The organism is Celeribacter marinus (assembly GCF_001308265.1).
Classification (GTDB): Bacteria; Pseudomonadota; Alphaproteobacteria; order Rhodobacterales; family Rhodobacteraceae; genus Celeribacter; species Celeribacter marinus.
Genome location: NZ_CP012023.1, coordinates 2,665,603 through 2,686,175, shown reverse-complemented (window position 1 = coordinate 2,686,175; position 20,573 = coordinate 2,665,603). Strand labels below are relative to the sequence as shown.

At 58.0% G+C, this 20,573-nt stretch carries 20 protein-coding genes and 1 riboswitch; of the genes, 6 read left to right on the top strand and 14 right to left on the bottom strand.

All coding sequences use genetic code 11. From position 1 onward, the window contains the following. The first annotated feature begins 25 nt into the window (after positions 1-25). A riboswitch (FMN riboswitch) is annotated at positions 26-168 on the top strand. 66 nt (positions 169-234) lie between these two features. Then, positions 235-705 carry a 6,7-dimethyl-8-ribityllumazine synthase gene (locus IMCC12053_RS13405; protein WP_062219867.1) on the top strand — a complete coding sequence of 157 codons (471 nt, stop codon included), beginning with the start codon at positions 235-237 and terminating at the stop codon, positions 703-705. A 51-nt stretch (positions 706-756) separates the two neighbouring features. On the opposite strand, the gene IMCC12053_RS13400 is transcribed toward IMCC12053_RS13405, so the two are convergent. The 4 genes from IMCC12053_RS13400 to IMCC12053_RS13385 all read right to left on the bottom strand — a co-directional run bounded on the left by IMCC12053_RS13400 (position 757) and on the right by IMCC12053_RS13385 (position 4,339). Next, positions 757-1,362 (bottom strand): AAA family ATPase, encoded by a 606-nt coding sequence (locus tag IMCC12053_RS13400; protein ID WP_062219865.1) that lies wholly within the window; start codon positions 1,360-1,362, stop codon positions 757-759. Positions 1,363-1,365: 3 nt separating this feature from the next. After that, positions 1,366-2,142, bottom strand: a complete 777-nt coding sequence (locus tag IMCC12053_RS13395) for an ATP-binding cassette domain-containing protein (protein ID WP_062219863.1) — start codon at positions 2,140-2,142, stop codon at positions 1,366-1,368. Then, a complete protein-coding gene (locus IMCC12053_RS13390) occupies positions 2,142-3,203 on the bottom strand; it encodes an ABC transporter permease (RefSeq protein WP_062221351.1) in 1,062 nt (353 codons plus the stop codon). Before IMCC12053_RS13390 ends, IMCC12053_RS13395 begins: the two co-directional genes overlap by 1 nt. Before the next feature lie 122 nt (positions 3,204-3,325). Further along, positions 3,326-4,339, bottom strand: coding sequence for a sugar ABC transporter substrate-binding protein (locus IMCC12053_RS13385; protein WP_062219861.1), 1,014 nt, complete (start codon positions 4,337-4,339; stop codon positions 3,326-3,328). Between the two features lie 174 nt (positions 4,340-4,513). Between IMCC12053_RS13385 and IMCC12053_RS13380 the strand changes: the two genes are divergently transcribed. Then, positions 4,514-5,692 carry an ROK family transcriptional regulator gene (locus tag IMCC12053_RS13380; RefSeq protein WP_062219859.1) on the top strand — a complete coding sequence of 393 codons (1,179 nt, stop codon included), beginning with the start codon at positions 4,514-4,516 and terminating at the stop codon, positions 5,690-5,692. A 15-nt stretch (positions 5,693-5,707) separates the two neighbouring features. Here the strand turns inward: IMCC12053_RS13380 and IMCC12053_RS13375 are convergent, their stop codons facing one another. Genes IMCC12053_RS13375 through IMCC12053_RS13350 form a run of 6 tightly spaced genes read right to left on the bottom strand, consistent with a single transcriptional unit; the run spans position 5,708 to position 12,415 of the window. Further along, entirely contained in the window at positions 5,708-5,920 is a 213-nt protein-coding gene (locus IMCC12053_RS13375; RefSeq protein ID WP_062219858.1) for a formate dehydrogenase subunit delta, read from the bottom strand. Continuing rightward, positions 5,917-6,654 carry a formate dehydrogenase accessory sulfurtransferase FdhD gene (gene fdhD / locus IMCC12053_RS13370; protein WP_062219856.1) on the bottom strand — a complete coding sequence of 246 codons (738 nt, stop codon included), beginning with the start codon at positions 6,652-6,654 and terminating at the stop codon, positions 5,917-5,919. Before fdhD ends, IMCC12053_RS13375 begins: the two co-directional genes overlap by 4 nt. Then, positions 6,651-9,512, bottom strand: coding sequence for a formate dehydrogenase subunit alpha (gene fdhF, locus IMCC12053_RS13365; protein WP_062219854.1), 2,862 nt, complete (start codon positions 9,510-9,512; stop codon positions 6,651-6,653). Before fdhF ends, fdhD begins: the two co-directional genes overlap by 4 nt. Then, positions 9,509-11,029, bottom strand: coding sequence for a formate dehydrogenase beta subunit (locus tag IMCC12053_RS13360; RefSeq protein WP_062219852.1), 1,521 nt, complete (start codon positions 11,027-11,029; stop codon positions 9,509-9,511). Before IMCC12053_RS13360 ends, fdhF begins: the two co-directional genes overlap by 4 nt. Continuing rightward, positions 11,026-11,487 carry an NAD(P)H-dependent oxidoreductase subunit E gene (locus IMCC12053_RS13355; protein ID WP_062219850.1) on the bottom strand — a complete coding sequence of 154 codons (462 nt, stop codon included), beginning with the start codon at positions 11,485-11,487 and terminating at the stop codon, positions 11,026-11,028. Before IMCC12053_RS13355 ends, IMCC12053_RS13360 begins: the two co-directional genes overlap by 4 nt. A 10-nt stretch (positions 11,488-11,497) precedes the next feature. Further along, positions 11,498-12,415, bottom strand: coding sequence for a LysR family transcriptional regulator (locus IMCC12053_RS13350; protein ID WP_062219848.1), 918 nt, complete (start codon positions 12,413-12,415; stop codon positions 11,498-11,500). Positions 12,416-12,571: 156 nt separating this feature from the next. On the opposite strand from IMCC12053_RS13350, the gene IMCC12053_RS13345 reads away from it, so the two are divergent. Then, the gene (locus IMCC12053_RS13345) at positions 12,572-13,681 is read left to right on the top strand and encodes an S-(hydroxymethyl)glutathione dehydrogenase/class III alcohol dehydrogenase (protein ID WP_062219846.1); all 1,110 of its coding nucleotides are present in this window, start codon (positions 12,572-12,574) and stop codon (positions 13,679-13,681) included. Between the two features lie 3 nt (positions 13,682-13,684). Then, positions 13,685-14,530 carry an S-formylglutathione hydrolase gene (gene fghA, locus IMCC12053_RS13340; protein WP_062219844.1) on the top strand — a complete coding sequence of 282 codons (846 nt, stop codon included), beginning with the start codon at positions 13,685-13,687 and terminating at the stop codon, positions 14,528-14,530. Positions 14,531-14,536: 6 nt separating this feature from the next. On the opposite strand, the gene IMCC12053_RS13335 is transcribed toward fghA, so the two are convergent. The 3 genes from IMCC12053_RS13335 to truA all read right to left on the bottom strand — a co-directional run bounded on the left by IMCC12053_RS13335 (position 14,537) and on the right by truA (position 17,469). Then, complete coding sequence (locus tag IMCC12053_RS13335) at positions 14,537-16,285, bottom strand: sugar phosphorylase (RefSeq protein ID WP_062219841.1); 1,749 nt, start codon at positions 16,283-16,285, stop codon at positions 14,537-14,539. Positions 16,286-16,422: 137 nt separating this feature from the next. Continuing rightward, positions 16,423-16,572, bottom strand: a complete 150-nt coding sequence (locus IMCC12053_RS15875) for a hypothetical protein (RefSeq protein ID WP_156320750.1) — start codon at positions 16,570-16,572, stop codon at positions 16,423-16,425. 108 nt (positions 16,573-16,680) lie between these two features. Further along, the gene (gene truA / locus IMCC12053_RS13330) at positions 16,681-17,469 is read right to left on the bottom strand and encodes a tRNA pseudouridine(38-40) synthase TruA (RefSeq protein ID WP_062219839.1); all 789 of its coding nucleotides are present in this window, start codon (positions 17,467-17,469) and stop codon (positions 16,681-16,683) included. Between the two features lie 126 nt (positions 17,470-17,595). On the opposite strand from truA, the gene IMCC12053_RS13325 reads away from it, so the two are divergent. Then, on the top strand, positions 17,596-19,011 hold the full coding sequence (locus IMCC12053_RS13325) for a YcjX family GTP-binding protein (RefSeq protein ID WP_062221348.1): 1,416 nt from the start codon (positions 17,596-17,598) through the stop codon (positions 19,009-19,011). After that, the gene (locus tag IMCC12053_RS13320) at positions 19,008-20,021 is read left to right on the top strand and encodes a YcjF family protein (protein WP_062219837.1); all 1,014 of its coding nucleotides are present in this window, start codon (positions 19,008-19,010) and stop codon (positions 20,019-20,021) included. The genes IMCC12053_RS13325 and IMCC12053_RS13320 overlap by 4 nt, the downstream gene beginning before the upstream one ends. On the opposite strand, the gene IMCC12053_RS13315 is transcribed toward IMCC12053_RS13320, so the two are convergent. Then, entirely contained in the window at positions 20,013-20,432 is a 420-nt protein-coding gene (locus IMCC12053_RS13315) for a group III truncated hemoglobin (protein WP_062219835.1), read from the bottom strand. The genes IMCC12053_RS13320 and IMCC12053_RS13315 overlap by 9 nt on opposite strands. Between the last annotated feature and the right edge of the window lie 141 nt (positions 20,433-20,573).

The window sequence follows — 20,573 nt, the reverse complement described above, 5'->3', positions numbered from 1 at the left end:
CGCGGGTACGTCACCCCTAAATACCTTTCATTCTCAGGGCGGGGCGAAATTCCCCACCGGCGGTTATAGCCCGCGAGCGCCTTGGTTCTTGTCGCGAGAACCTTGGGTCAGCAGATACTGGTGAAATTCCAGAGCCGACGGTCATAGTCCGGATGAGAGAGGATGAACGACCCGCAATCGTGCGGGGCGACCTTTATGCTCTGGGATTCTGTCTGCTTGAGAGGATCATGAGCCATGACAAAATCCCCAAAATTCGCATTTATTAAAGCCCGCTGGCATGCCGATATTGTCGACCAAGCGCTGGTTGGGTTCAATGCGCGCCTTGCCGAGTTGGGTGTGGACGCGGTCGTTGAAACCTATGACGTGCCCGGCGCATTCGAGATGCCGTTGGTCGCACAAAAACTGGCGCAGACGGGCGAATTTGATGCTATTGCCGCGGCTGCTTTGGTTGTCGATGGTGGTATCTACCGCCACGATTTCGTTGCCCAAGCTGTCGTTTCCGGCCTGATGGATGCCCAATTGAAAACGGGTGTGCCGATGCTGTCCGTGTCGTTAACACCGCATCATTTCCAGCCCAAAGGCGAGCACGAAAAATTCTATTTCGATCATTTCGTTGGCAAAGGCCGCGAGGCGGCTGATGCGGCTGTTCAGATCTGGCAATTGAACGCTCAGATTGCAGCGCCGAGCGCACTCGCTGCTGAGTAAAGCTGTTGTGTCTGCATTGTTTGAGGCCTCGCGCAGTTCTGCGCGGGGCTTTTAATTAGGCACGATATATGTGGCGCGAATACTCTCGCATATGACGGTCCCCGCGTTTTTGAGATCGTTTTCGCGCGCCTTCGCCATTGCGTCTTTAGGTGAAAACCCGTGGTCAATCCAGCGTTGCACAAGTCGTCCACGCAAGATGTCCGCGTCAACGTTGAGCATGATTGACGCATCCCAAAGCGGGTGCAGGTCGCGCCATCCATCGTGGTTGAGAAGCAGGTAATTCCCTTCCACTATCACAATGTCGGCGTCGTCGCGCAGGTGCCCCGCGCCTTGTACAACGCTATCAGAGGTGCGATCAAACAATGGGTACTCGGTCACCGCCCCTGTTTTGAGGGCGCGGACCAATGCGACAAAACTCTCCACGTCAAAGGTTTCTGGCGACCCTTTTTGGGCGCGTAAATCGCGTGCATCAAGCCAGTCATTGTCGCGGTGAAACCCGTCCATTGGCACCACTTGGGCGCGTGGGCCAAGAGCCGTGGCCAACGGGTCCGCAAGGGTGGATTTGCCCGCACCTGGGGGGCCGACAAGGGCGATGAACGTGCGCTCCCGCCCTTGTGCGAGTTTTTTGATTTCAGATGCAAGACCTGAAATTTTCATAGGTTAGGCCGCCCGATCTTCGGTTGGTGCGTCTTTTGCGCCGGTCATAAAGGCCACAGCATCTGACATTGTGTACTCTTTGGGATCGATCACACATAGGCGTTTGCCTAAACGGTGCACGTGGATGCGATCGGCCACTTCGAACACATGCGGCATGTTGTGCGAGATCAGGATAATCGGAATGCCGCGAGATCGGACCTCTTGGATCAACTCCAACACACGGCGGCTTTCTTTGACGCCGAGCGCTGCTGTTGGCTCATCGAGGATCACAACTTTGGACCCGAATGCTGCGGCACGGGCCACAGCCACGCCTTGGCGTTGACCACCCGATAGGGTTTCAACCGATTGGTTGATGTTCTGAATGGTCATCAGGCCCAGTTCCGACAGCTTGTCACGCGCAAACTTTTCCATCGCGGGACGGTCGAGTTTGCGAAAGATCGATCCGGCGATACCGGGCCGGCGCAACTCACGCCCCATGAACATATTGTCAGTGATCGACAGGGCAGGGGACATGGCGAGGGTTTGGTAAACGGTTTCAATCCCTGCATGGCGCGCATCGTTTGGTGAGCTGAAGTTCACGGGCTTGCCATCAAGTGTCACTTCGCCTGCATCGGCCTGAACCGCGCCCGAGAGCGCTTTGATCAGGGTTGATTTGCCTGCACCGTTGTCGCCTATCACGGCGAGGATTTCACCCGGATAGAGTTCGAAATCACAGTGATCGAGGGCTACGACTTTGCCGTAACGTTTGACGAGATTGCGAGCTTTGAGAATGGGTTCCATTATGCGGCCACCTTTCTGATCCATTGGTCAACGGCAACAGCCGCAATAATAAGAGCGCCGATAAGCAAGTATGTCCATTGCGCGTCTGCACCCATGAGGCGCAGGCCGAGTGTGAACACACCCACAATGAGCGCGCCAAACAACGTGCCGAGGATAGACCCGCGACCGCCAAAAAGCGAGATGCCACCGATCACAACGGCGGTGATGCTCTCGATATTGGCCAACTGGCCAGAGGTCGGCGAGACTGATCCAATGCGCCCGATCAAGGCCCATCCTGCAAAGGCACAGATCACACCTGCGATGACGTAGACCGAGATCAGTGTGTTTTTGACGTTGACGCCGGACAGCTCGGCCGCCTCGGGGTCATCGCCCACGGCGTAGACATGACGCCCCCACGCGGTATGGCGTAAAACGTAGGCGAGAATGGCCACAAGTACGACCATAAAGATCACACCAAAGGTAAAGACTGCACCGCCGATTTTCAGCTTTGTCGCAAACAGCTGTAGCAATGGCGCATCGGCTGCAATGTCTTGGGCGCGGATGGTCTCGTTTGCGGAATACAGAAAGTTGGTCGCCAGTACGATTTGCCACATGCCCAAGGTGACGATGAACGGTGGTAGCTTCATCTTGGCGATGAGGTAGCCATTGATATAGCCACATAACGCACCAACGCTGATGCCGGCAAAGATCGATACGCCCACAGGCATCCCGTAGCGGAATGTAAATGTCCCCATCACAACCGAGCTGAGCACCATGATGGCCCCCACCGACAGGTCGATACCCGCCGTAAGAATGACCAAGGATTGAGCCGCCGCGACAATGCCGACGATCTGAACCTGTTGTAGGATTAAGGTTAAGGCAAAGGGTGAAAAGAATTTGGACCCGAGCAAGAGGCCGAACACAACAATCGACGCGACCAGAACGATCAGAGGGACCAGAGCGGGCGTCGTGTGGAGTTGGTGTTGGAACCGAGCAAGCGCACCTTTGCGCTCGTCGTTAAAACTGGCAACTGCATCGGACCCTTTGTCCGTGATCGCTGCCTCATAATTATCGCTAGACATGTCTGCCTCCATTTGCGGCCCCAATCAGTGGGCCACCCCTTTTTATTTTGCACGAGGGGCGGACATTTCTGCCCGCCCCTGCTGTGTGTGTGCGTCACGCGACCCCGTGGGGGTCGATTAACTTAGCCCCAGCAGAGGTCCATGCCTTCGGCTACGGATTTTGACTCAACGCCGTCCGCAGGCTGATCGGTGATCAAAGCAACGCCTGTGTCAAAGAAATCTTTGCCTTCGGTGTTTGCTGGCTTGGTGCCGTCGGCGGCCCATGCTGCAATTGCTTCGATGCCTTTGGACGCCATCAAGAGCGGGTACTGCTGCGCTGTTGCGCCGATCACGCCGTCTGCGATGTTCTGAACGCCTGGGCAACCGCCATCCACGGACACGATGAGAACGTCATTCTCACGGCCGATGGATTTAAGAGCTTCGTAGGCACCAGCTGCAGCAGGCTCGTTGATCGTGTAGACCACGTTGATTTCAGGATCAGACGCGAGGAGGTTTTCCATTGCCTTGCGGCCGCCCTCTTCGTTGCCCTGTGTGACGTCATTGCCGACGATACGTGGGTCGGTTTCGTCGCCCCATTTGTTTGGATCGCCAAGTTCGATGCCAAAGCCCTGAAGAAAGCCCTGGTCGCGCAAAACGCCAACGGTTGGTTGGGACACTGCGAGATCGAGCATTGCGATTTTCGCGTTTGCCGCATCTGCACCGAGTTTCGCCGCAGCCCATTTGCCGATCAATTCACCCGCAAGGAAGTTGTCCGTGGCGAATGTCGCGTCAGCCGCATCAATCGGGTCGAGCGGTGTATCGAGTGCGATGACCAAGAGGCCCGCATCACGTGCCTGAGCAACAGATGTTGTGATGGATGATGTGTCGGACGCTGTGATCAAGATACCTTTTGCGCCGTCTGCGATGCACGTTTCGATAGCTGCCACTTGTGTTTCGTGGTCGCCGTCTACTTTACCTGCGAAAGATTTAAGTTCGATACCAAGCTCGGCCGCTTTGGCCTCAGCGCCTTCCTTCATTTTCACGAAGAAGGGGTTGGTGTCTGTTTTTGTGATAAGGCACGCGGACACGTCAGCGGCAAATGCGCCGGATGTCATCGTTGCGAGCGCAATTGCGCTACCTGCGAGCAATGTCTTCATGGTAGTTCCTCCCAAAGTGTGGACTGCGCCTTTATGGCTGTGAGTCCGAATATTCGACCGTTTCCTCAAACGGAACTCGCTTAACTGATCTGATTCTGATGAGCGCGTCAATAAATAAATCCATTTGATTTATTAAAGGGTTTGAGGCAAGGTCACACGATTGGAGGACCACTTGTGGGCAAAAGCGAAGTCAAAGAACTGCGATCGGGCGTCAACCAGATCGGGGTGCGCGCACTGAACGAGCGGTTGGTGATGTCACTGATACAGCGCCATGGTGGCATGCCAGGCAGTGAGTTGGCCAAGCGCACGGATTTGTCCGCGCAAACAGTGTCCAACATCCTACGCAAACTCGAATCCGATGGCCTTGTACGCCGTGGGGAACCTCAACGGGGCAAGGTGGGCAAGCCGTCCATCCCAATGGAAATTGTCCCGGACGGGGCGCTGTCGTTTGGTCTCAAGATTGGCCGCCGTAGTGCAGATTTGGCGATCATGAACCTTGCGGGGGAGGTGCTTGGCCAGAGCATTGTGACTTACCGGTATCCAATGCCCGATCTGATTTTCGCGTATCTGAAAGAGGGTATGGAAAAGCTGTCCAACGGGCTTAGTGACAACCAGCGCGCACGCATCTGTGGAGTGGGTATTGCAGCGCCCAACGAAATTTGGAGTTGGGTGGACGCCATTGGTGCCCCTGAGGACTTCCAAATTTGGCGCGACATCAATTTCGCCAAAGAGGTCGCGGCCTTCACGGAGCTGCCTTTATTCACTGAAAACGACGGTACCGCCGCGTGCCGCGCAGAATATGTGTTCGGCCGTGGGCGCGAGTTTTACGACTACGCATACTTTTTTGTGGGCTCTTTCATTGGTGGTGGTATCGTTATGGATTCCAAGGTGATCGAAGGGCGACAGGGTAATGCCAGTGCGCTCGGCCCGTTGCGGGTGCCGTATGACGATGGTTCTCAAAGTGGTGGCGAATGTGCGTTGATGGATGTGGCCTCGCTGTATGTCTTGGAGGCTGCTGTCGCAAAGGCGGGCGGTGATACAAATTTAATGTGGGCGATGCCGCAAGACTGGTCGAGCTTTGGGATATCACTTGATGATTGGATCCTCGCGTCCGCCAAAGCGCTGGCTCACGCGGTGCGCAGTGTGGTCAGCGTGATCGATTTTGAGGCTGTGATGATCGATGGGGCGTTTCCGGTTGATGTCCGCACGCGCCTTGTGGCGCAAACCCGTCTGGAGTTTGAGCGTCTTGATGTGCGCGGGATCACTGTGCCGCGTATTGAACAGGCGCGTGTGGGCGGCAATGCGCGGGTCATCGGCGCGGCGTCCTCGCCCATCTTACGGCAGTTTTTCTAACGCAGGTCGCCCCACTCAGTGGGACGTGAGCGACTGCGCCGCTTCCATTGCGATTGGGTCAAGCCCTGCACCATCTGTTTGCGCAAATTGGACAAGTTGGGCGCGCATTGTCGGATCCCAAAAATCCATGATATGTGCCGCGACTGTACCCGCCTTATCCGTGTCGGGTTGGGTGGCGAAAAACGTGGCGATCTGATTCACCATGCGGATCATTTTTTCGTCTGTCATTGGTCCGCTTCCTTAGGTGCGCCTGCGTAAAAGATGATGTCAGAAGGCGTGACAACGCCAAGTGTCATACCGATCTCACGCGCCAGTTCTACGGCCGCTTTGGTTGGGCGGGACACTGAGAATAGCGCCGACAGGCCCGCGCGGGCGCATTTTTGCACAAGGTCGATGGACAGACGCGAGGTCATCAAAATTCCGGCGTTTTGCATAGGCGTGTCCGCGAACGTGCCGATCAGTTTATCAAGTGCGTTGTGACGCCCCACATCCTCGCGCACCATCTGTAATCCGTGGGCGGTAAAGACCGCCGCCGCATGCATCGCGCGCGATTGCTGATGCATAACTTGCTGTGCGTTGAGGGCGGCGAGTGAAACGCGAACGGCCTTAAACAGGGTAGGTGCCGCGGGGGGCACATGGGGCGGCTTGGCGGTTGCGGCGGTCAGGCTTTCGATCCCGCACAACCCGCATCCCACTGGGCCGACAGAGGCACGGCGGCGCGCGTCGAGTGCGCTGGCGCGCTCTTGCGCAATACGCCCACGCACCTCTATCCCCTCATCATACTCGTGCACCTCGCATTCGGTCACATCCGCGCCCCGCTCCACGATGCCCTCGCTGACGGCAAAGCCGCGTAACAAATCGGTGAGGTCGTGCGGCGTGGACATCAAAACGGCAACGGTCGAACCGTTGAGCACAAGGGCCACGGCGACCTCGTCGGGCAGATTATCAGTGGGCGCGCTCATTGTGGTGGGTCCGAAATGCGGCGCGCTTGCATGGCGTGCGCGTGGTAGCTGTCTTGCCAATCGGTTGGCCCGTTTGATAGGGCGACTTGCACCGCTGTGACTTTGTATTCGGGACAGTTTGTGGCCCAGTCAGAGTGATCGGTGGTCACAACGTTGGCCTGTGTGGCGGGGTGATGGAACGTGGTGTAGACCACGCCTGGTGACACGCGGTCGGTCAGTGTCGCACGCAACGATGTCTCCCCCGCGCGCGATGCCAGACGTACATGGTCACCCCCATTGATGCCGCGTGTTTCGGCGTCATGGGGATGGATCTCCAACACGTCCTCATCGTGCCAAATGGTATTGGCGGTGCGCCGTGTTTGTGCGCCAACATTGTATTGCGACAAGATACGGCCCGTGGTCAAAAGCAGCGGAAAGCGCGGGCCGGTTTTTTCGTCTGTGGCCACATATTCGGTGATGATCAAACGGCCTTTTCCGCGCACGAACCCGTCGACATGCATGATCGGTGCGCCATCGGGAAATGCATCGTTGCAGGGCCATTGAACAGAGTTTTTCGCATCAAGCATCTCATAGGTGACGCCTGCAAATGTCGGCGTGGTGGCCGCAATTTCCGCCATGATTTCGCTCGGGTGCGTGTAGGCCCAGTGCGCACCGCATGCATTGGCGAGGCGCTGTGTGACTTCCCAGTCTGCATACCCGTTTTTGGGGGCCATAACACGGCGCACACGGTTGATACGGCGCTCTGCATTGGTGAATGTCCCGTCCTTTTCCAAAAACGTCGAACCGGGCAAAAATACATGCGCGTAGTTTGCGGTCTCGTTGAGAAACAGATCGTGTACGATCACACATTCCATCGCCGCAAGACCCGCTGCGACATGTTTGGTGTCGGGGTCGGATTGCAAGATATCCTCGCCCTGAATGTAGAGCGCTTTGAACCGTCCAGCGACCGCGGCATCCAGCATGTTGGGAATGCGCAAACCTGGTTCGGGATTGATCTCAACGCCCCACGCCTGTTCATAAATGGCGCGGGTATCGGGGTCTTTGACATGGCGATATCCCGGCAATTCGTGCGGGAACGATCCCATGTCACACGCCCCTTGGACGTTGTTTTGTCCGCGCAACGGGTTCACGCCCACGCCCTTGCGCCCGATGTTGCCGGTCAGCATCGCAAGGTTGGCGATCGCCATGACGGTGGTCGATCCTTGGCTGTGCTCGGTGACGCCAAGCCCGTAGTAGATGGCACCATTCCCACCTGTCGCAAACGCCCGTGCCGCAGTGCGCAGTGCCCCCGCATGTACGCCTGTAAGCAAAGCTGTGGCCTCTGGGCTATGGCGGGGGTCCGATACAAAATCGCGGTAGAGTTCGAATTCGTCCCAATCGCAACGCGTGCGGATAAAGTCGGCGTCGAACAGGTCTTCGGTGACGATCACATGCGCGAGGGCGGTGATCACGGCCACGTTGGTTCCGGGTCTGAGGGGGAGGTGATGGCCCTCGCCCATGTGCGGGGTTGCAAGCAAATCGATGCGGCGCGGATCGACCACGATCAGTTTGGCCCCTTGACGCAAGCGTTTGCGCAGACGTGAGGCAAACACCGGATGCCCGTCCGTGGGGTTCGCGCCGATGACGATCGCCACGTCCGTGTGTTCAACACTGTCGAAATCCTGTGTACCCGCAGAAGTGCCGAACGCTTGGCCTAGGCCGTAGCCCGTGGGCGAGTGGCACACCCGTGCGCAGGTGTCGGTGTTGTTGTTTCCAAACACGGCGCGGGTCAGTTTTTGGACCAAATAGGTTTCTTCGTTGGTGCACCGGCTCGACGTGATGACGCCTACGGCGTTTTTGCCGTGTGCGTTTTGGATGCCTGCAATGCGAGCGGCCGCAAACCCGAATGCCTCGTCCCATGAGACTTCGCGCCATGGCTGGTCAATGCTCTCGCGGATCATCGGTTTGAGAATGCGGTCGGGGTGGGTGGCATAGCCGTACGCAAAGCGCCCTTTGACACACGAATGCCCACGGTTTGCGCGGCCCTGTTTGTGCGGGGTCATGCGCACCACCGTATCACCGTTCAACTCTGCCTTGAACGAGCACCCCACACCGCAATAGGCGCATGTTGTGATGACGCTGCGGGTGGGCGTGCCAAGGTCGCGCACGGATTTCTCTTGTAGTGTGGCTGTGGGGCAGGCTTGTACACACGCGCCGCACGACACGCAGTCGGAGGACAGAAAATCGTCAAGTGTATCGCCAGCGCAAACGCGGCTCTCAAATCCGCGCCCTTCGATGGTCAACGCAAACGTGCCTTGGACCTCTTCGCAGGCGCGCACACAGCGCGAGCAGACGATACATTTGCTGGGATCATAGGTGAAATAAGGGTTGCTGTCGTCGACGGGCCGCCAATCCTGAGCATCCTCGAAATGGTTTGCGCCCTTGGCATAGCGCACATCGCGCAGGCCAACCATTCCCGCCATATCTTGTAATTCGCAATCGCCATTGGCCGAACAGGTCAGACAATCCAACGGATGATCGGAGATATATAACTCCATCACACCCTTGCGCAGTTTTTGCACCTTTTCGCTTTGGGTGCGCACAACCATTCCGTCCGCCACTGGTGTGGTGCAGGACGCGGGTGTGCCGCGCCGCCCTTCGATTTCGACGACACACAGGCGGCACGACCCAAAGGCCTCGACGCTATCGGTGGCGCAGAGTTTGGGGATTTTTAGCCCTGCCTGCATCGCCGCACGCATCACGGATGTGCCACTTGGCACTGTGATGTCATGCCCGTCGATTGTCAGAGAGACTGGCGCGCCGTTTTGTTTTGGCGTGCCATAATCGGTGTCGTCCCATGGAATGATGATGTCTTTCATTGCGTGACCTCCGCGGTTGTGACGCCGAAATCTTGGGGCCATCCATTGAGGGCCGATAAAACCGGATAGGGGGTGAAGCCGCCAAGTGCGCAAAGCGATCCATCGCGCATGGTGTCACATAGGTCTTCGAGTAAGGGAATGGCCGCGTGGTCGCCGTTTCGAATGCGCGCGATCGTCTCCACTCCGCGCGTCGATCCGATGCGGCAGGGGGTGCATTTGCCACAGCTTTCAATGGCGCAAAACTCCATTGCGAATTGCGCGAGCGCTCCCATGTCCGCGCTGTCATCAAAGACCGTCAGGCCCGCATGGCCTATCAGGCCGCCCGCGTTATCAAACTCCTCGTATCCAATGGGTGTCTCAAATTTGTCTGGTCGCATAAACGCGCCAAGCGGCCCGCCGACTTGCACCGCTTTGACGGGCTTGCCCGTGGCTGTCCCGCCGCCAATGTCTGTCACGACATCACCCAAAGTCATGCCGAACCCTGCCTCGAACAGCCCGCCATATTTGACGTTTCCCGCGAGTTGAAGTGTCACGGTGCCCTTGCTGCGGCCGATACCAAAGGCGGCATAGTGAGCCGCGCCATGCTCAAATATCACAGGGATTGTGGCGAGCGAAATGACGTTATTGACCACCGTAGGTTGGCCCATAAAGCCATGGAGCGCAGGGAGGGGCGGTTTGGCGCGTACCGTTCCGCGTTTGCCCTCAAGTGAGTTGAGCAACGCTGTCTCTTCGCCGCACACATACGCCCCTGCGCCGACACGAATATCCACGTCGAACGCCGTGCCCGTGCCGAGAATGTCCTCGCCAAGTAGGGCGTTTTCGCGCGCGATGTCGACGGCGGCACGCATCACACGAATGGCCACGGGGTATTCGGATCTTAGGTAGACATAACCGCGTGTGGCCCCAACGGCGAGGCCGGCGATCACCATGCCCTCGATGAGGGAGAACGGATCGCCCTCCATCAACATCCGGTCGGCAAAGGTGCCACTGTCGCCCTCGTCGGCGTTACACACGATGTATTTTTGCGAGGCTTGCGCGCTGCGCACTGTCTCCCACTTGAGGCCCGTAGGAAACCCCGCGCCACCGCGCCCACGTAGGCCAGATGCTGTGACCTCTTCGACCGTTTGCTGCGCAGTCATGCTTAACGCGCGTTTGAGGCCGCCAAGCCCGCCATGCGCGGCGTAACTCGTCAGATCGAGTGGGTCGATGAGGCCGCAGCGCGCAAAGGTCAGGCGGGTCTGGCGCGCGAAAAACGCGATGTCCTCCACACGGCCAAGGCTTTTTAAAGTTCCCTCCAAAAGCGCTGGGACATCGGCGGGAGAGAGCGGGCCGAACGCGCGCCGCCCTTGGGCATCTTCGATCTCCACCAACGGTTCTAACCAAACCATTCCGCGCGACCCATTGCGCACAATCTCGACGGATATCCCGGCTTTTGCGGCATAGGACGTGATCGCTGCGGCCACATCATCAGCGCCCAAGGCCACAGCCGCACTATCGAGAGGAACGTAGATTTTCATGCGCCCACCTCGGTTGCAAGACTTTGTGCACTCACCCGTCCACGCGGTTGCGTGTCGACCAACGCCGCAGGTCCACATGCGCACAGGCCGAGACAATATACGGCCTCAACTGTGATGCGGCCATCTGGTGTTGTGCCGAAATCTGTAAGGCCAAGGCGGTCGAAAAGGGCCGATTGTGTTTCGGTTGCTCCGACCGATTGGCAGGCTTCTGCGCGACACAATTTGATCGTGTGGTGGCCGTTAGGGCGTGTTTTGAAGTCGTGGTAAAAGCTGACAACGCCGTGGATTTCGGCCCGTGTGATCCCGAGTGCGCGGCCCAGTTGAGGGTAGGTGCCTTCGTCGATATGACCAAACGCCTCCATCATGTCATGCAAGATCGGCAACAGCGGACCTTCGCAATCGCGGTGTCGCGCAATGAGACGCGATAGGGTGTCATCAGTGGGATCGGTTGCGGACATGATGGCTCTTCTACGCTGGTTTTATTGAGGGGGTGACTGGCGACTTGGACGTTGCGATATGGGCGGCGGCGGCCATGAGGGCTGTCAATACGGGTGTTTCACTGGCACGGCGCGGTGCGGCAAGTCCGACCGATTGTCCAAGGCTTTGCGGCGTTATGGGGATGATTTTTAACGCCGTCCCCGCACATAAAAACGTGGCGAGATCCCACGACAGGATCGTCACCCAACCTGTTTCTTGAACAGTACGGGTCAACACAACGGTCGAGTTGGACTCCAATCTGACATCGGGTGTCACGCCTGAGTTTTGAAAATGCGCGTCGATGATCCTGCGCCCTTGCATGTCTGCCGTGAGCAAGCACATCGCAAGCCCGTCAAAATCAGACCACGCCATATCGGGGCGGGCCGCGAGCGGTGTGTCGGCGCGTGTCACGGCCACTGGGGTTTCGATGTAAATGGGTTCGACAACCACATCGCCCAATGGCTCATTGTCCAAATAGGTCAGGCCCGCGTCGATGTCGTGGGCCTCCATCATGTCGAGGATTTCCAAGGAGGTGCGAGAGAGAATTGTGACTCTTACATTTGGATGGTTCTTGCGCATTTGTGCCGCCAGACGCGCGGCCCATGTCAGCGCAGACGGGATTGCCGCAAGGCGGATTTGCCCCGAAAGCTCGGCGCCCGTTCCGTGCATTTCGGCGCGCAATTGTTGTGTGTCCGCGACGATCCGCTGCGCCCAGTGCAGAGCGCGCTGACCCTCTGGGGTCAAGCCGCCAAAGCGCGATCCGCGCAAGATGAGGGTCACGCCAAGTTGGTCTTCGAGCTGCTTTATGCCGGCCGACAATGTGGGTTGCGTTATGCCAAGCGTTTTGGCGGCGCGTCCGAAATGTCCCGCGCGGGCAACGGCCATGAACATTTCCAACTTATCGATCACGTTCGGATTTCCTGATTGATTTTGATACTATTGATAGGCTATTCCCTATCAAAAGAAAAGCTGGCACGGGTGTATTTTTCGTGTCGGCCTTCCGTCTGCTTGTCGTCGGCTTTCCGTCGGGCCTTTTGTCGGCCCGCACCAATTTGGAGTACCCTTATGAAGACCCGTGCCGCTGTCGCTTTTGAAGCCAACAAACCCCTCGAAATTGTCGAGATCGATCTAGAAGGCCCCAAAGAGGGCGAGGTTCTGGTCGAGATTATGGCAACAGGTATTTGTCACACGGACGCCTACACGCTTGACGGGTTAGACAGCGAGGGATTGTTCCCCGCCGTGCTTGGCCATGAGGGGGCGGGGATTGTGCGCGCGGTGGGCGCGGGCGTCAAATCGGTTCAACCCGACGACCACGTGATCCCGCTTTACACGCCGGAATGCCGCCAGTGTAAATCCTGTCTGTCGGGCAAAACCAACCTGTGTACCGCCATCCGCGCGACACAAGGCAAGGGCGTGATGCCCGATGGCACTTCGCGCATGAGCTACAAAGGCGAGACAATTTATCACTACATGGGCTGTTCCACGTTCTCGAATTTCATCGTCGTGCCAGAGATTGCGGTGGCCAAAATTCGTCCCGATGCGCCGTTTGACAAGGCCTGTTATGTCGGCTGTGGCGTGACCACGGGGGTCGGTGCGATCACCAACACGGCCAAGGTCGAAGCGGGGGCAAACGTCATCGTGTTCGGCCTCGGAGGGATTGGTCTCAACGTACTGCAAGGCGCGCGGATGGTCGGTGCGGATAAAATCATCGGTGTGGACCTCAACAACGACAAAAAGGCGTGGGGCGAACGGTTCGGCATGACTCATTTCGTTAACCCGTCCGAGATCGATGGCGATATCGTCGAACACCTCGTGGCGCTGACCGATGGCGGCGCGGATTACACATTTGATTGCACCGGCAACACCACGGTGATGCGTCAGGCGTTGGAAGCGTGCCACCGTGGCTGGGGCGTCTCAACCGTGATTGGCGTGGCCGAAGCGGGCAAGGAAATCTCCACCCGTCCGTTCCAGTTGGTCACAGGGCGCGTTTGGCAAGGCACGGCATTCGGCGGCGCGAAAGGCCGCACAGATGTGCCAAAAATCGTGGATTGGTACATGAACGGCAAGATCGAGATTGATCCGATGATCACCCATGTTCTCACACTTGACGAGATCAATAAGGGTTTTGATTTGATGCATGCGGGCGAAAGCATCCGTTCTGTTGTGGTATTTTGATCTATGAGCCTTGAAGTCATTTCGAAAATCCGCAGCCACGGCGGTACGCAGGGCGTCTATAAACATGCCTCATCCGCAACGGGAACGGACATGGAATTTTCCGTGTTTGTGCCTGATCACGCGGCGGGGGCGACCCTGCCCGTGGTGATTTACCTGTCGGGGCTGACCTGTTCGCAGGCCAACGTGACGGAAAAGGGCGAGTATCGCGCGGCCTGTGCCGCGTTGGGACTGATCTTTGTTGCGCCGGACACAAGCCCGCGCGGCGCGGATGTGCCGGATGATGCCGAGGGGGCGTATGATTTCGGCCTTGGGGCGGGGTTTTACGTCAATGCGACCGAGGCGCCGTTTGGTCAGCATTACAACATGCGTGACTATATCGAGCGCGAATTGCATGCGCTGATTGGCGCGGACTTTCCCGCCGATATAAGCCGTGTTGCGATCATGGGGCATTCGATGGGCGGACATGGCGCGCTCACGATCGCGCTGCGCAATCGCGATCAATACAAATCGGTATCGGCGTTTGCACCGATTGTGTCGCCGCTCAATTGTCCGTGGGGCGAAAAGGCGCTTTCGGGATATCTGGGGGCTGATCGCGCGGCGTGGCGGACCTATGATGCCTGCGCGTTGATCGAGGATGGCGCACGAGTTGCGGATATTTTGGTCGATCAAGGCACGGGCGATAATTTCCTAGAGACACAACTCAAGCCCGATTTGTTGGCGGCGGCTTGTGCCGCGGCGGATCAGCCGGTCACCCTGCGCATGCAAGAGGGGTACGATCATTCGTACTACTTTATCTCGACGTTTATGGCGGAGCATCTGGAATGGCACGCGGCGCGTTTGCGTGTTTGATGCCTCTTAGGGACGGTTGGACAGCCACCGGCACTGATAGGGCGCAAAGGTGAGGTCGCGTTTGGCGGGGTCGATCCGCGCGCCCGTCAAAATATCCCACCACTCCTCGCCCTCAATGAGGTTGATGGACTGGAGCGGGATGGTGACGGGGCGATCGGTGACGTTATGCATGGCAAAGATAGACTGATCGCGCTCGCGTGATTGCCGCCATAGGCCAAAGATCTCTTCGCCAAGTTGCATGGTGAACTGTGTGGCGTTTGGATTGAACGGCTTATGTGCGGTGCGAATCGCAATGCGGGATTTGAGCGCGTCTAGCACGCGGGCGTGGATCGAGGCCGGATCATCTAGTTGTGCACGCAGCGCGGGATAATCCCATCGGTGGCGATTGATCGCGCGTTTGACATCGGTTTTGGCAACGCCGTCATGGTCGTTCGGGGTGCCGAGCAAGGAGTGGATATAAAAGGCCGGAACCCCCTCAAGGGCCATGACGATGGTCTGTGAACACAAAAACCGTTCAAATTGGAGATCGTCTTGGCCGCCTAATATGGTTCCTTTGCATGCGTCAAAAAAGGTGATGTTCATTTCATACGGCTTCTCAGACCCATCGGCGAGCGCGCGCATGGAGATCAGCCCGCCGAACTCTTTGACCGCGCCAATCATGTCGCCCAATTCGTCCCCCGATAACAACCCTTCGGCGCCGCGCACGCCGATCCCGTCATGGGATGCGGAAAAGTTGAGATAGGCGCACCCGTGTTGTGCGGGCGGCATGCGCATCAGCCATTGGTTGAGATGGAGCGCACTTCCCGACATCAGCGCGTGCAACAACAGCGGCGGGAGGGAAAAGTTGTAGATCATATGCGCTTCGTTGCGGTTGCCAAAATAACTTAGGTTTTCGGCATTTGGCACGTTGGTTTCGGTGATGAGCACAACCGGATCGGCATTGTAGTCGCACAGCAAACGCATGAGGCGGACAATGGCGTGGGTCTCGGGCAGGTGGACGCATGAGGTACCGAGCGTTTTCCAAATGAACGCGACTGCATCAAGGCGGATGATCTGGACGCCGTGGTTGATGTGAAGCCGCATGATCCGCAAGAATTCCAGCAAGACCTCAGGGTTGTGAAAGTCCAGATCAACCTGATCATGGCTAAAGGTGCACCAGACGTGTTTTGTCCCGTTAGCCGTGTCCACTTCGCGCAGCAACGGCGAGGTGCGCGGACGCACAACATCGCTCAAATCATCGCTCGGCAATGCCTCGGCAAAGAATTGATCGTAGGGGGCATGCCCTTGTAAGTAGTCGGTAAACCAATGGGAAAGTGACGAGACGTGGTTTAACACCAGATCGGACATCAGGCGAAATTCGATTGCGATGCGCTCGATATCCTCCCAGTCCCCCAAAGTGCTATTCACGGTGCGGTAGTCCGTCACCGCAAACCCATCATCGGAGGTGAACGGAAAGAACGGCAGGATATGCACGCCGTTGATCGTGCCCATCAGATAGCGTTGCAAAAAGTCGTGCAGCAGATCAAGGGGCTTGTGTTTGCCGTCTTGGACCGAATTCCCGTAGGTGATGACCACGCTGTCTTTCTCGGACCAAAGCGTTTGACCGGGGGCGCGTGCACGGTTGCGCTGCTCGGACGGATCGGGCCAAAACGCGTCTGTTATCTGTGTGCGCAACGCATCGGTGTCGTGATCTGGATAAATCTGGACTAAAAGCGCATCAAGGCGCGCTCGCAATTGAGATGATACGATCTGCATAGGTCAAAAGCCGCGCCGTTGTTAAATCCTAACATTTTTAGATCAAACGGGCGGCATGGGTTCAATGATTGACCCTGAAACACCACGGCATAAACGCGGCGTTTTACGTGTGTGCTGAATTTTCGGGCAGTTGTGCGTTATGCGCGATCGCCCGCGTTCGTATTGACGAGCCATCCATTTGGCCCTGCAATCCGGTCGGGCAGGGTCACTATCATGACCTCGCGTAGGGCAAGAACGGTCATCGCGGCCATGGCGATTTGATCAAAGCTGAGCGTGGCGAGTGACATACGATATCTCCTAAGGTTGCTAGCGATAGGTATCGTGCGCAATTCGGGCGCAAATGGGGCAGGCATAAGACCGACCCACGGCAAACCGTTCAATTTAGCGCTTTCGTATTAACCGTGTTCGGATGTGTCGACGCCAAGCGGGTCACTCGGATAGCCCACACTCATCAGATACAAACCGTGCGGCGGGCAGACCGGACCACAGGCCGTGCGGTCGCGCGCCTCAAGGGCGGTGGTGACATCATCGGGCGTCCAACGCCCTGCACCGACACGCTCCAACGTGCCGACAAAGGAGCGCACTTGGTTATGTAAAAAACTGCGGGCGCGAAAATAGAGCCGAATTTCTTGGCCGTAAGGCACGTCAAACACCTCGACCCGTGCGGCATCAAGTGTCTTGTTGGGACTGTCGGCTTGGCACATGGTTGAGCGAAACGTGGTAAAATCGTGATGCCCGATGAGGCGGTCGGCGCCCAATTGCATCGCGGCGGCGTCGATGTCGTGTTTGACATGCCATGCCAGTCCAGCCTCATGCACAAGCGGCGCGCGGCGCGAAATCATCCGAAACATATAGCGCCGCTCAAAGGCGCTAAATCGTGCGTGCCAATCGTCCGCCACCCGTGCGACTTTTACAATCGCGATGGGCTTGGGTTTGAGATGTTGATTGATCGCGGCGGCAAGCGCGAAGGGATCCCAATCCTTGACCATATCGCAATGCGCCACCTGACCCATGGCATGCACGCCCGCATCCGTGCGCCCCGCCGCCCCAATGGTCTCGCACTCTGGCTCTAAAATGCGCAAGGACTCTTCGATCGCTTGTTGCACCGACGGGTGTTCTTTTTGACGTTGCCACCCCGAAAAGGGTGCGCCGTTGTATTCGATGAGGAGGGCATATCTGGGCATGCCCCTGCTTTAACGCGCCGCGTGCGATTGGTCTAGAGGCGCGATATGGCCAGATACAGACAGCCCTTTGAAAGGGGGCGTGACGTGCTTATGTTAGTCAAAGAAAACCGGCGGAAGGGCAAAGCCTTGATCATCAACGATATTGCGGACCGTATTTTGCGTGGCGTGGAAACGGTGCAGGACGGGGTCAATGAGGCGCTTTTTGAACCTGTGATCCGCTTGGGCGTCACGGGATTGAGCCGTGCGGGGAAAACCGTATTTATCACATCGCTGGTGGCGAACCTGTTGGATCGGGGACGGATGCCGCAACTGGGTGGATCGGCGGCGATCACGGCGGCCTATTTGCAACCACAGCCCGATGATACGGTGGCACGTTTTGACTATGAGGCGCATTTGGCGGCCTTGACGGCACCCGATCCGCATTGGCCGCAAAGCACGCGGGCCGTGTCCGAATTGCGCCTGTCGTTTAAGGTGCAGCCAACGGGACTTTTGGGCGCAATCTCCGGCCCGCGCACCGTACATCTGGATATTGTCGATTATCCAGGGGAGTGGCTTTTGGATCTCGGGTTGATGGATAAATCCTACGCCGATTGGTCTGTTCAGGCGTTGGCCGATGCGCAGGCACGCGACGAGGGGGCGGCGTTTTTGGAGGCGCTGGGCTGTGTAGATGCGGGTGCGCCGCATAGCGAGCCGGACGCCAAAGCACTCGCCGAGCCGTTCACCGCCTATCTTAATGCGGCGCGCGCGGCGGGTTATTCCGATTGCACGCCGGGGCGGTTTTTACTACCCGGTGAGATGGCGGGCTCCCCTGTGCTGACGTTTGCGCCACTGCCCGAAGGGAGCGCCCCGCGTGGATCGCTGCGCCGCGAATTTGAACGCCGCTTTGAGGCCTATAAGCGCGAAGTTGTCCGTCCGTTTTTTCGAGATCACTTTGCCAAGATCGATCGCCAGATTGTGTTGGTGGACGCCTTGGGGGCGATTCATGCGGGCCCCAAAGCGGTCGAGGATTTGCGCCGCACAATGGCGGATATCCTAAGTGCTTTTCGCCCCGGACGGGTGGGCCGGTTGTTTGCCCTTTTGGGGCAAAAGAAGGTCGAGAGAATTTTGTTTGCGGCCACGAAAGCGGACCATATCCATCACAGTCAGCACGCGCGTTTGACCGCCATTATGGAGGCGTTGGTGCGAGAGGCGCGTGATCGCGCGGATTATTCGGGGGCTGCGACCTCTGCCATGTCGATTGCCGCACTTCGTGCCACCGTTGAGGAAACCCGCGATCATGGCGGGCAGACATTGGACCTCGTGCGGGGGCGCGTGGCAGACGGGCAGGGCGGCAGCAAACAGGCGGCGTTTTATGCGGGCGAATTGCCGCAAGATCCCGCGCATATTTTAGCGCCCGCGCGACAAGGGGCCACGGCGTGGCTCGGTGATGAATACGGCGTTATGCAGTTTTTGCCCGCACAGATGACATTGCGCCCGCATGAGGGGCCACCCCATATACGTCTTGATCGCGCGGCGGAGTTTTTGATCGGAGATAAGTTGTGAGTGAGACAAAACGCAGTGGCCCCATCTTGATTGACCTTGATGATGCGCCCGCCGTAACACCGTCGAACGCCGATCCTGTGCCTGATGTCTTGCCCGTTCGCAGCCCCGCGGCGATGGAGCGCGTGGCGGTTATGGCAGCGCGCAAACCAAGTGCCTTGGCGCGGTGGTTCTGGCGGCTTTTGGGCACGTTGTTCGTGTTTGTGTTGTCGCTATCGGCGTATGATTTTGTGGCGGGTTTGATCGCGCGAAACCCTGTTTTGGGCTACGCGGCCCTTGGGCTGACGGGGGCGTTTGTCGTTGTTTTACTTGCGATTGCGCTCAAGGAGCTGTCGGCCTTTGCGCGGCTCAAACGCATTGATACGCTGCACAAAGCGGCCGAGGTGGCGATTGCCAATTCGGATGTGAAAGCGGCGCGGGGTGTCACCGAGAAATTGCTCGACGTTTATAAATCCCGCGATGAATTGGCGTGGGGGCGCGAGCGGTTTGCCGAGCGTCAGGCGGAGGTGTTTGATGCGGACGGCGTGTTGCATCTGGCCGAGCGTGAATTGCTCGCCCCGCTTGATGCCGCCGCACGCCGCGAGGTCGAAGTGGCCGCGCGTCAGGTGGCCACGGTCACGGCACTGGTCCCGCTTGCGCTTGCGGATGTGTTTGCAGCACTAACGGCGAATTTGCGGATGATCCGCCGTATCGCGGAGATTTACGGCGGGCGCTCCGGCACGCTTGGCTCATGGCGGGTGACGAAATCTGTGCTCACGCATCTGGTTGCCACGGGGGCCGTTGCCGTGGGTGATGATCTCATCGGCACGATGGCGGGGGGCGGCGTGATGGCCAAGGTGTCGCGCCGGTTCGGTGAGGGGGTTGTCAACGGTGCGCTGACCGCCCGCGTTGGCGTGGCGGCGATGGAGGTCTGTCGTCCGCTGCCTTATCTGCGGGAGAAAAAGCCGTCTGTTTCGGGGCTTGTCAAACGGGCGCTCACGGGAGTGTTCGCCAAGTCTGAGACATCAGAATAATTTGGGCGGGGCATCTTTTGGCTGATCGCGTTGGGCGATACCCATGCGAAACGCGCGGCCGATGCGGTGTGCCAAAGCGGACCACTTTTGCGCTGTGTCCGCGTCTAGCTCGTCGGTTAATGTCGCGTCGAACAGGCCGAGCCAGAGGGCGAAATGACCCTCTTTGATCTCGGGAGCGGCCATGTGAACCCGCTGGGGCGCGCCGTCATAGACCCGCTCATGCAAGATTGCGTTGCGCCAGAACCGCCCGATCTTTTCCTCATGGTGCGGCCAGTTGTCGACATGCGCGCCAAACACCGCGCCCAAGGTCTCATCGTGGCGCACCTTGGCGTAAAAGATGCGAAGAACACGGTCGATGTCGTCGTGTGAAATTTCAAATTTGGGCGGCATCGCAGAGCGAGGTTCGGTCATGATTTTATCCTAAAGCTGCGGGTTGAGTGTGCGCTGATTTGTGTCGGGCTGCAATGCGGCAAGTAGGCTTGCCCCTGTGGCAGCGCGCGCCTATAACGGCCTCATGAATTTCGTGGCTCTCGCACTGATACGAATTATAAG

Bases quoted from the DNA above. Each gene is read 5' to 3' on its own strand.
- IMCC12053_RS13405 (WP_062219867.1), top strand. From the start codon at position 235: ATGACAAAATCCCCAAAATTCGCATTTATTAAAGCCCGCTGGCATGCC.
- IMCC12053_RS13400 (WP_062219865.1), bottom strand. From the start codon at position 1,362: ATGAAAATTTCAGGTCTTGCATCTGAAATCAAAAAACTCGCACAAGGG.
- IMCC12053_RS13395 (WP_062219863.1), bottom strand. From the start codon at position 2,142: ATGGAACCCATTCTCAAAGCTCGCAATCTCGTCAAACGTTACGGCAAA.
- IMCC12053_RS13390 (WP_062221351.1), bottom strand. From the start codon at position 3,203: ATGTCTAGCGATAATTATGAGGCAGCGATCACGGACAAAGGGTCCGAT.
- IMCC12053_RS13385 (WP_062219861.1), bottom strand. From the start codon at position 4,339: ATGAAGACATTGCTCGCAGGTAGCGCAATTGCGCTCGCAACGATGACA.
- IMCC12053_RS13375 (WP_062219858.1), bottom strand. From the start codon at position 5,920: ATGACAGACGAAAAAATGATCCGCATGGTGAATCAGATCGCCACGTTT.
- fdhD (WP_062219856.1), bottom strand. From the start codon at position 6,654: ATGAGCGCGCCCACTGATAATCTGCCCGACGAGGTCGCCGTGGCCCTT.
- fdhF (WP_062219854.1), bottom strand. From the start codon at position 9,512: ATGAAAGACATCATCATTCCATGGGACGACACCGATTATGGCACGCCA.
- IMCC12053_RS13360 (WP_062219852.1), bottom strand. From the start codon at position 11,029: ATGAAAATCTACGTTCCTCTCGATAGTGCGGCTGTGGCCTTGGGCGCT.
- IMCC12053_RS13355 (WP_062219850.1), bottom strand. From the start codon at position 11,487: ATGTCCGCAACCGATCCCACTGATGACACCCTATCGCGTCTCATTGCG.
- IMCC12053_RS13345 (WP_062219846.1), top strand. From the start codon at position 12,572: ATGAAGACCCGTGCCGCTGTCGCTTTTGAAGCCAACAAACCCCTCGAA.
- fghA (WP_062219844.1), top strand. From the start codon at position 13,685: ATGAGCCTTGAAGTCATTTCGAAAATCCGCAGCCACGGCGGTACGCAG.
- IMCC12053_RS13335 (WP_062219841.1), bottom strand. From the start codon at position 16,285: ATGCAGATCGTATCATCTCAATTGCGAGCGCGCCTTGATGCGCTTTTA.
- IMCC12053_RS15875 (WP_156320750.1), bottom strand. From the start codon at position 16,572: ATGTCACTCGCCACGCTCAGCTTTGATCAAATCGCCATGGCCGCGATG.
- truA (WP_062219839.1), bottom strand. From the start codon at position 17,469: ATGCCCAGATATGCCCTCCTCATCGAATACAACGGCGCACCCTTTTCG.
- IMCC12053_RS13315 (WP_062219835.1), bottom strand. From the start codon at position 20,432: ATGACCGAACCTCGCTCTGCGATGCCGCCCAAATTTGAAATTTCACAC.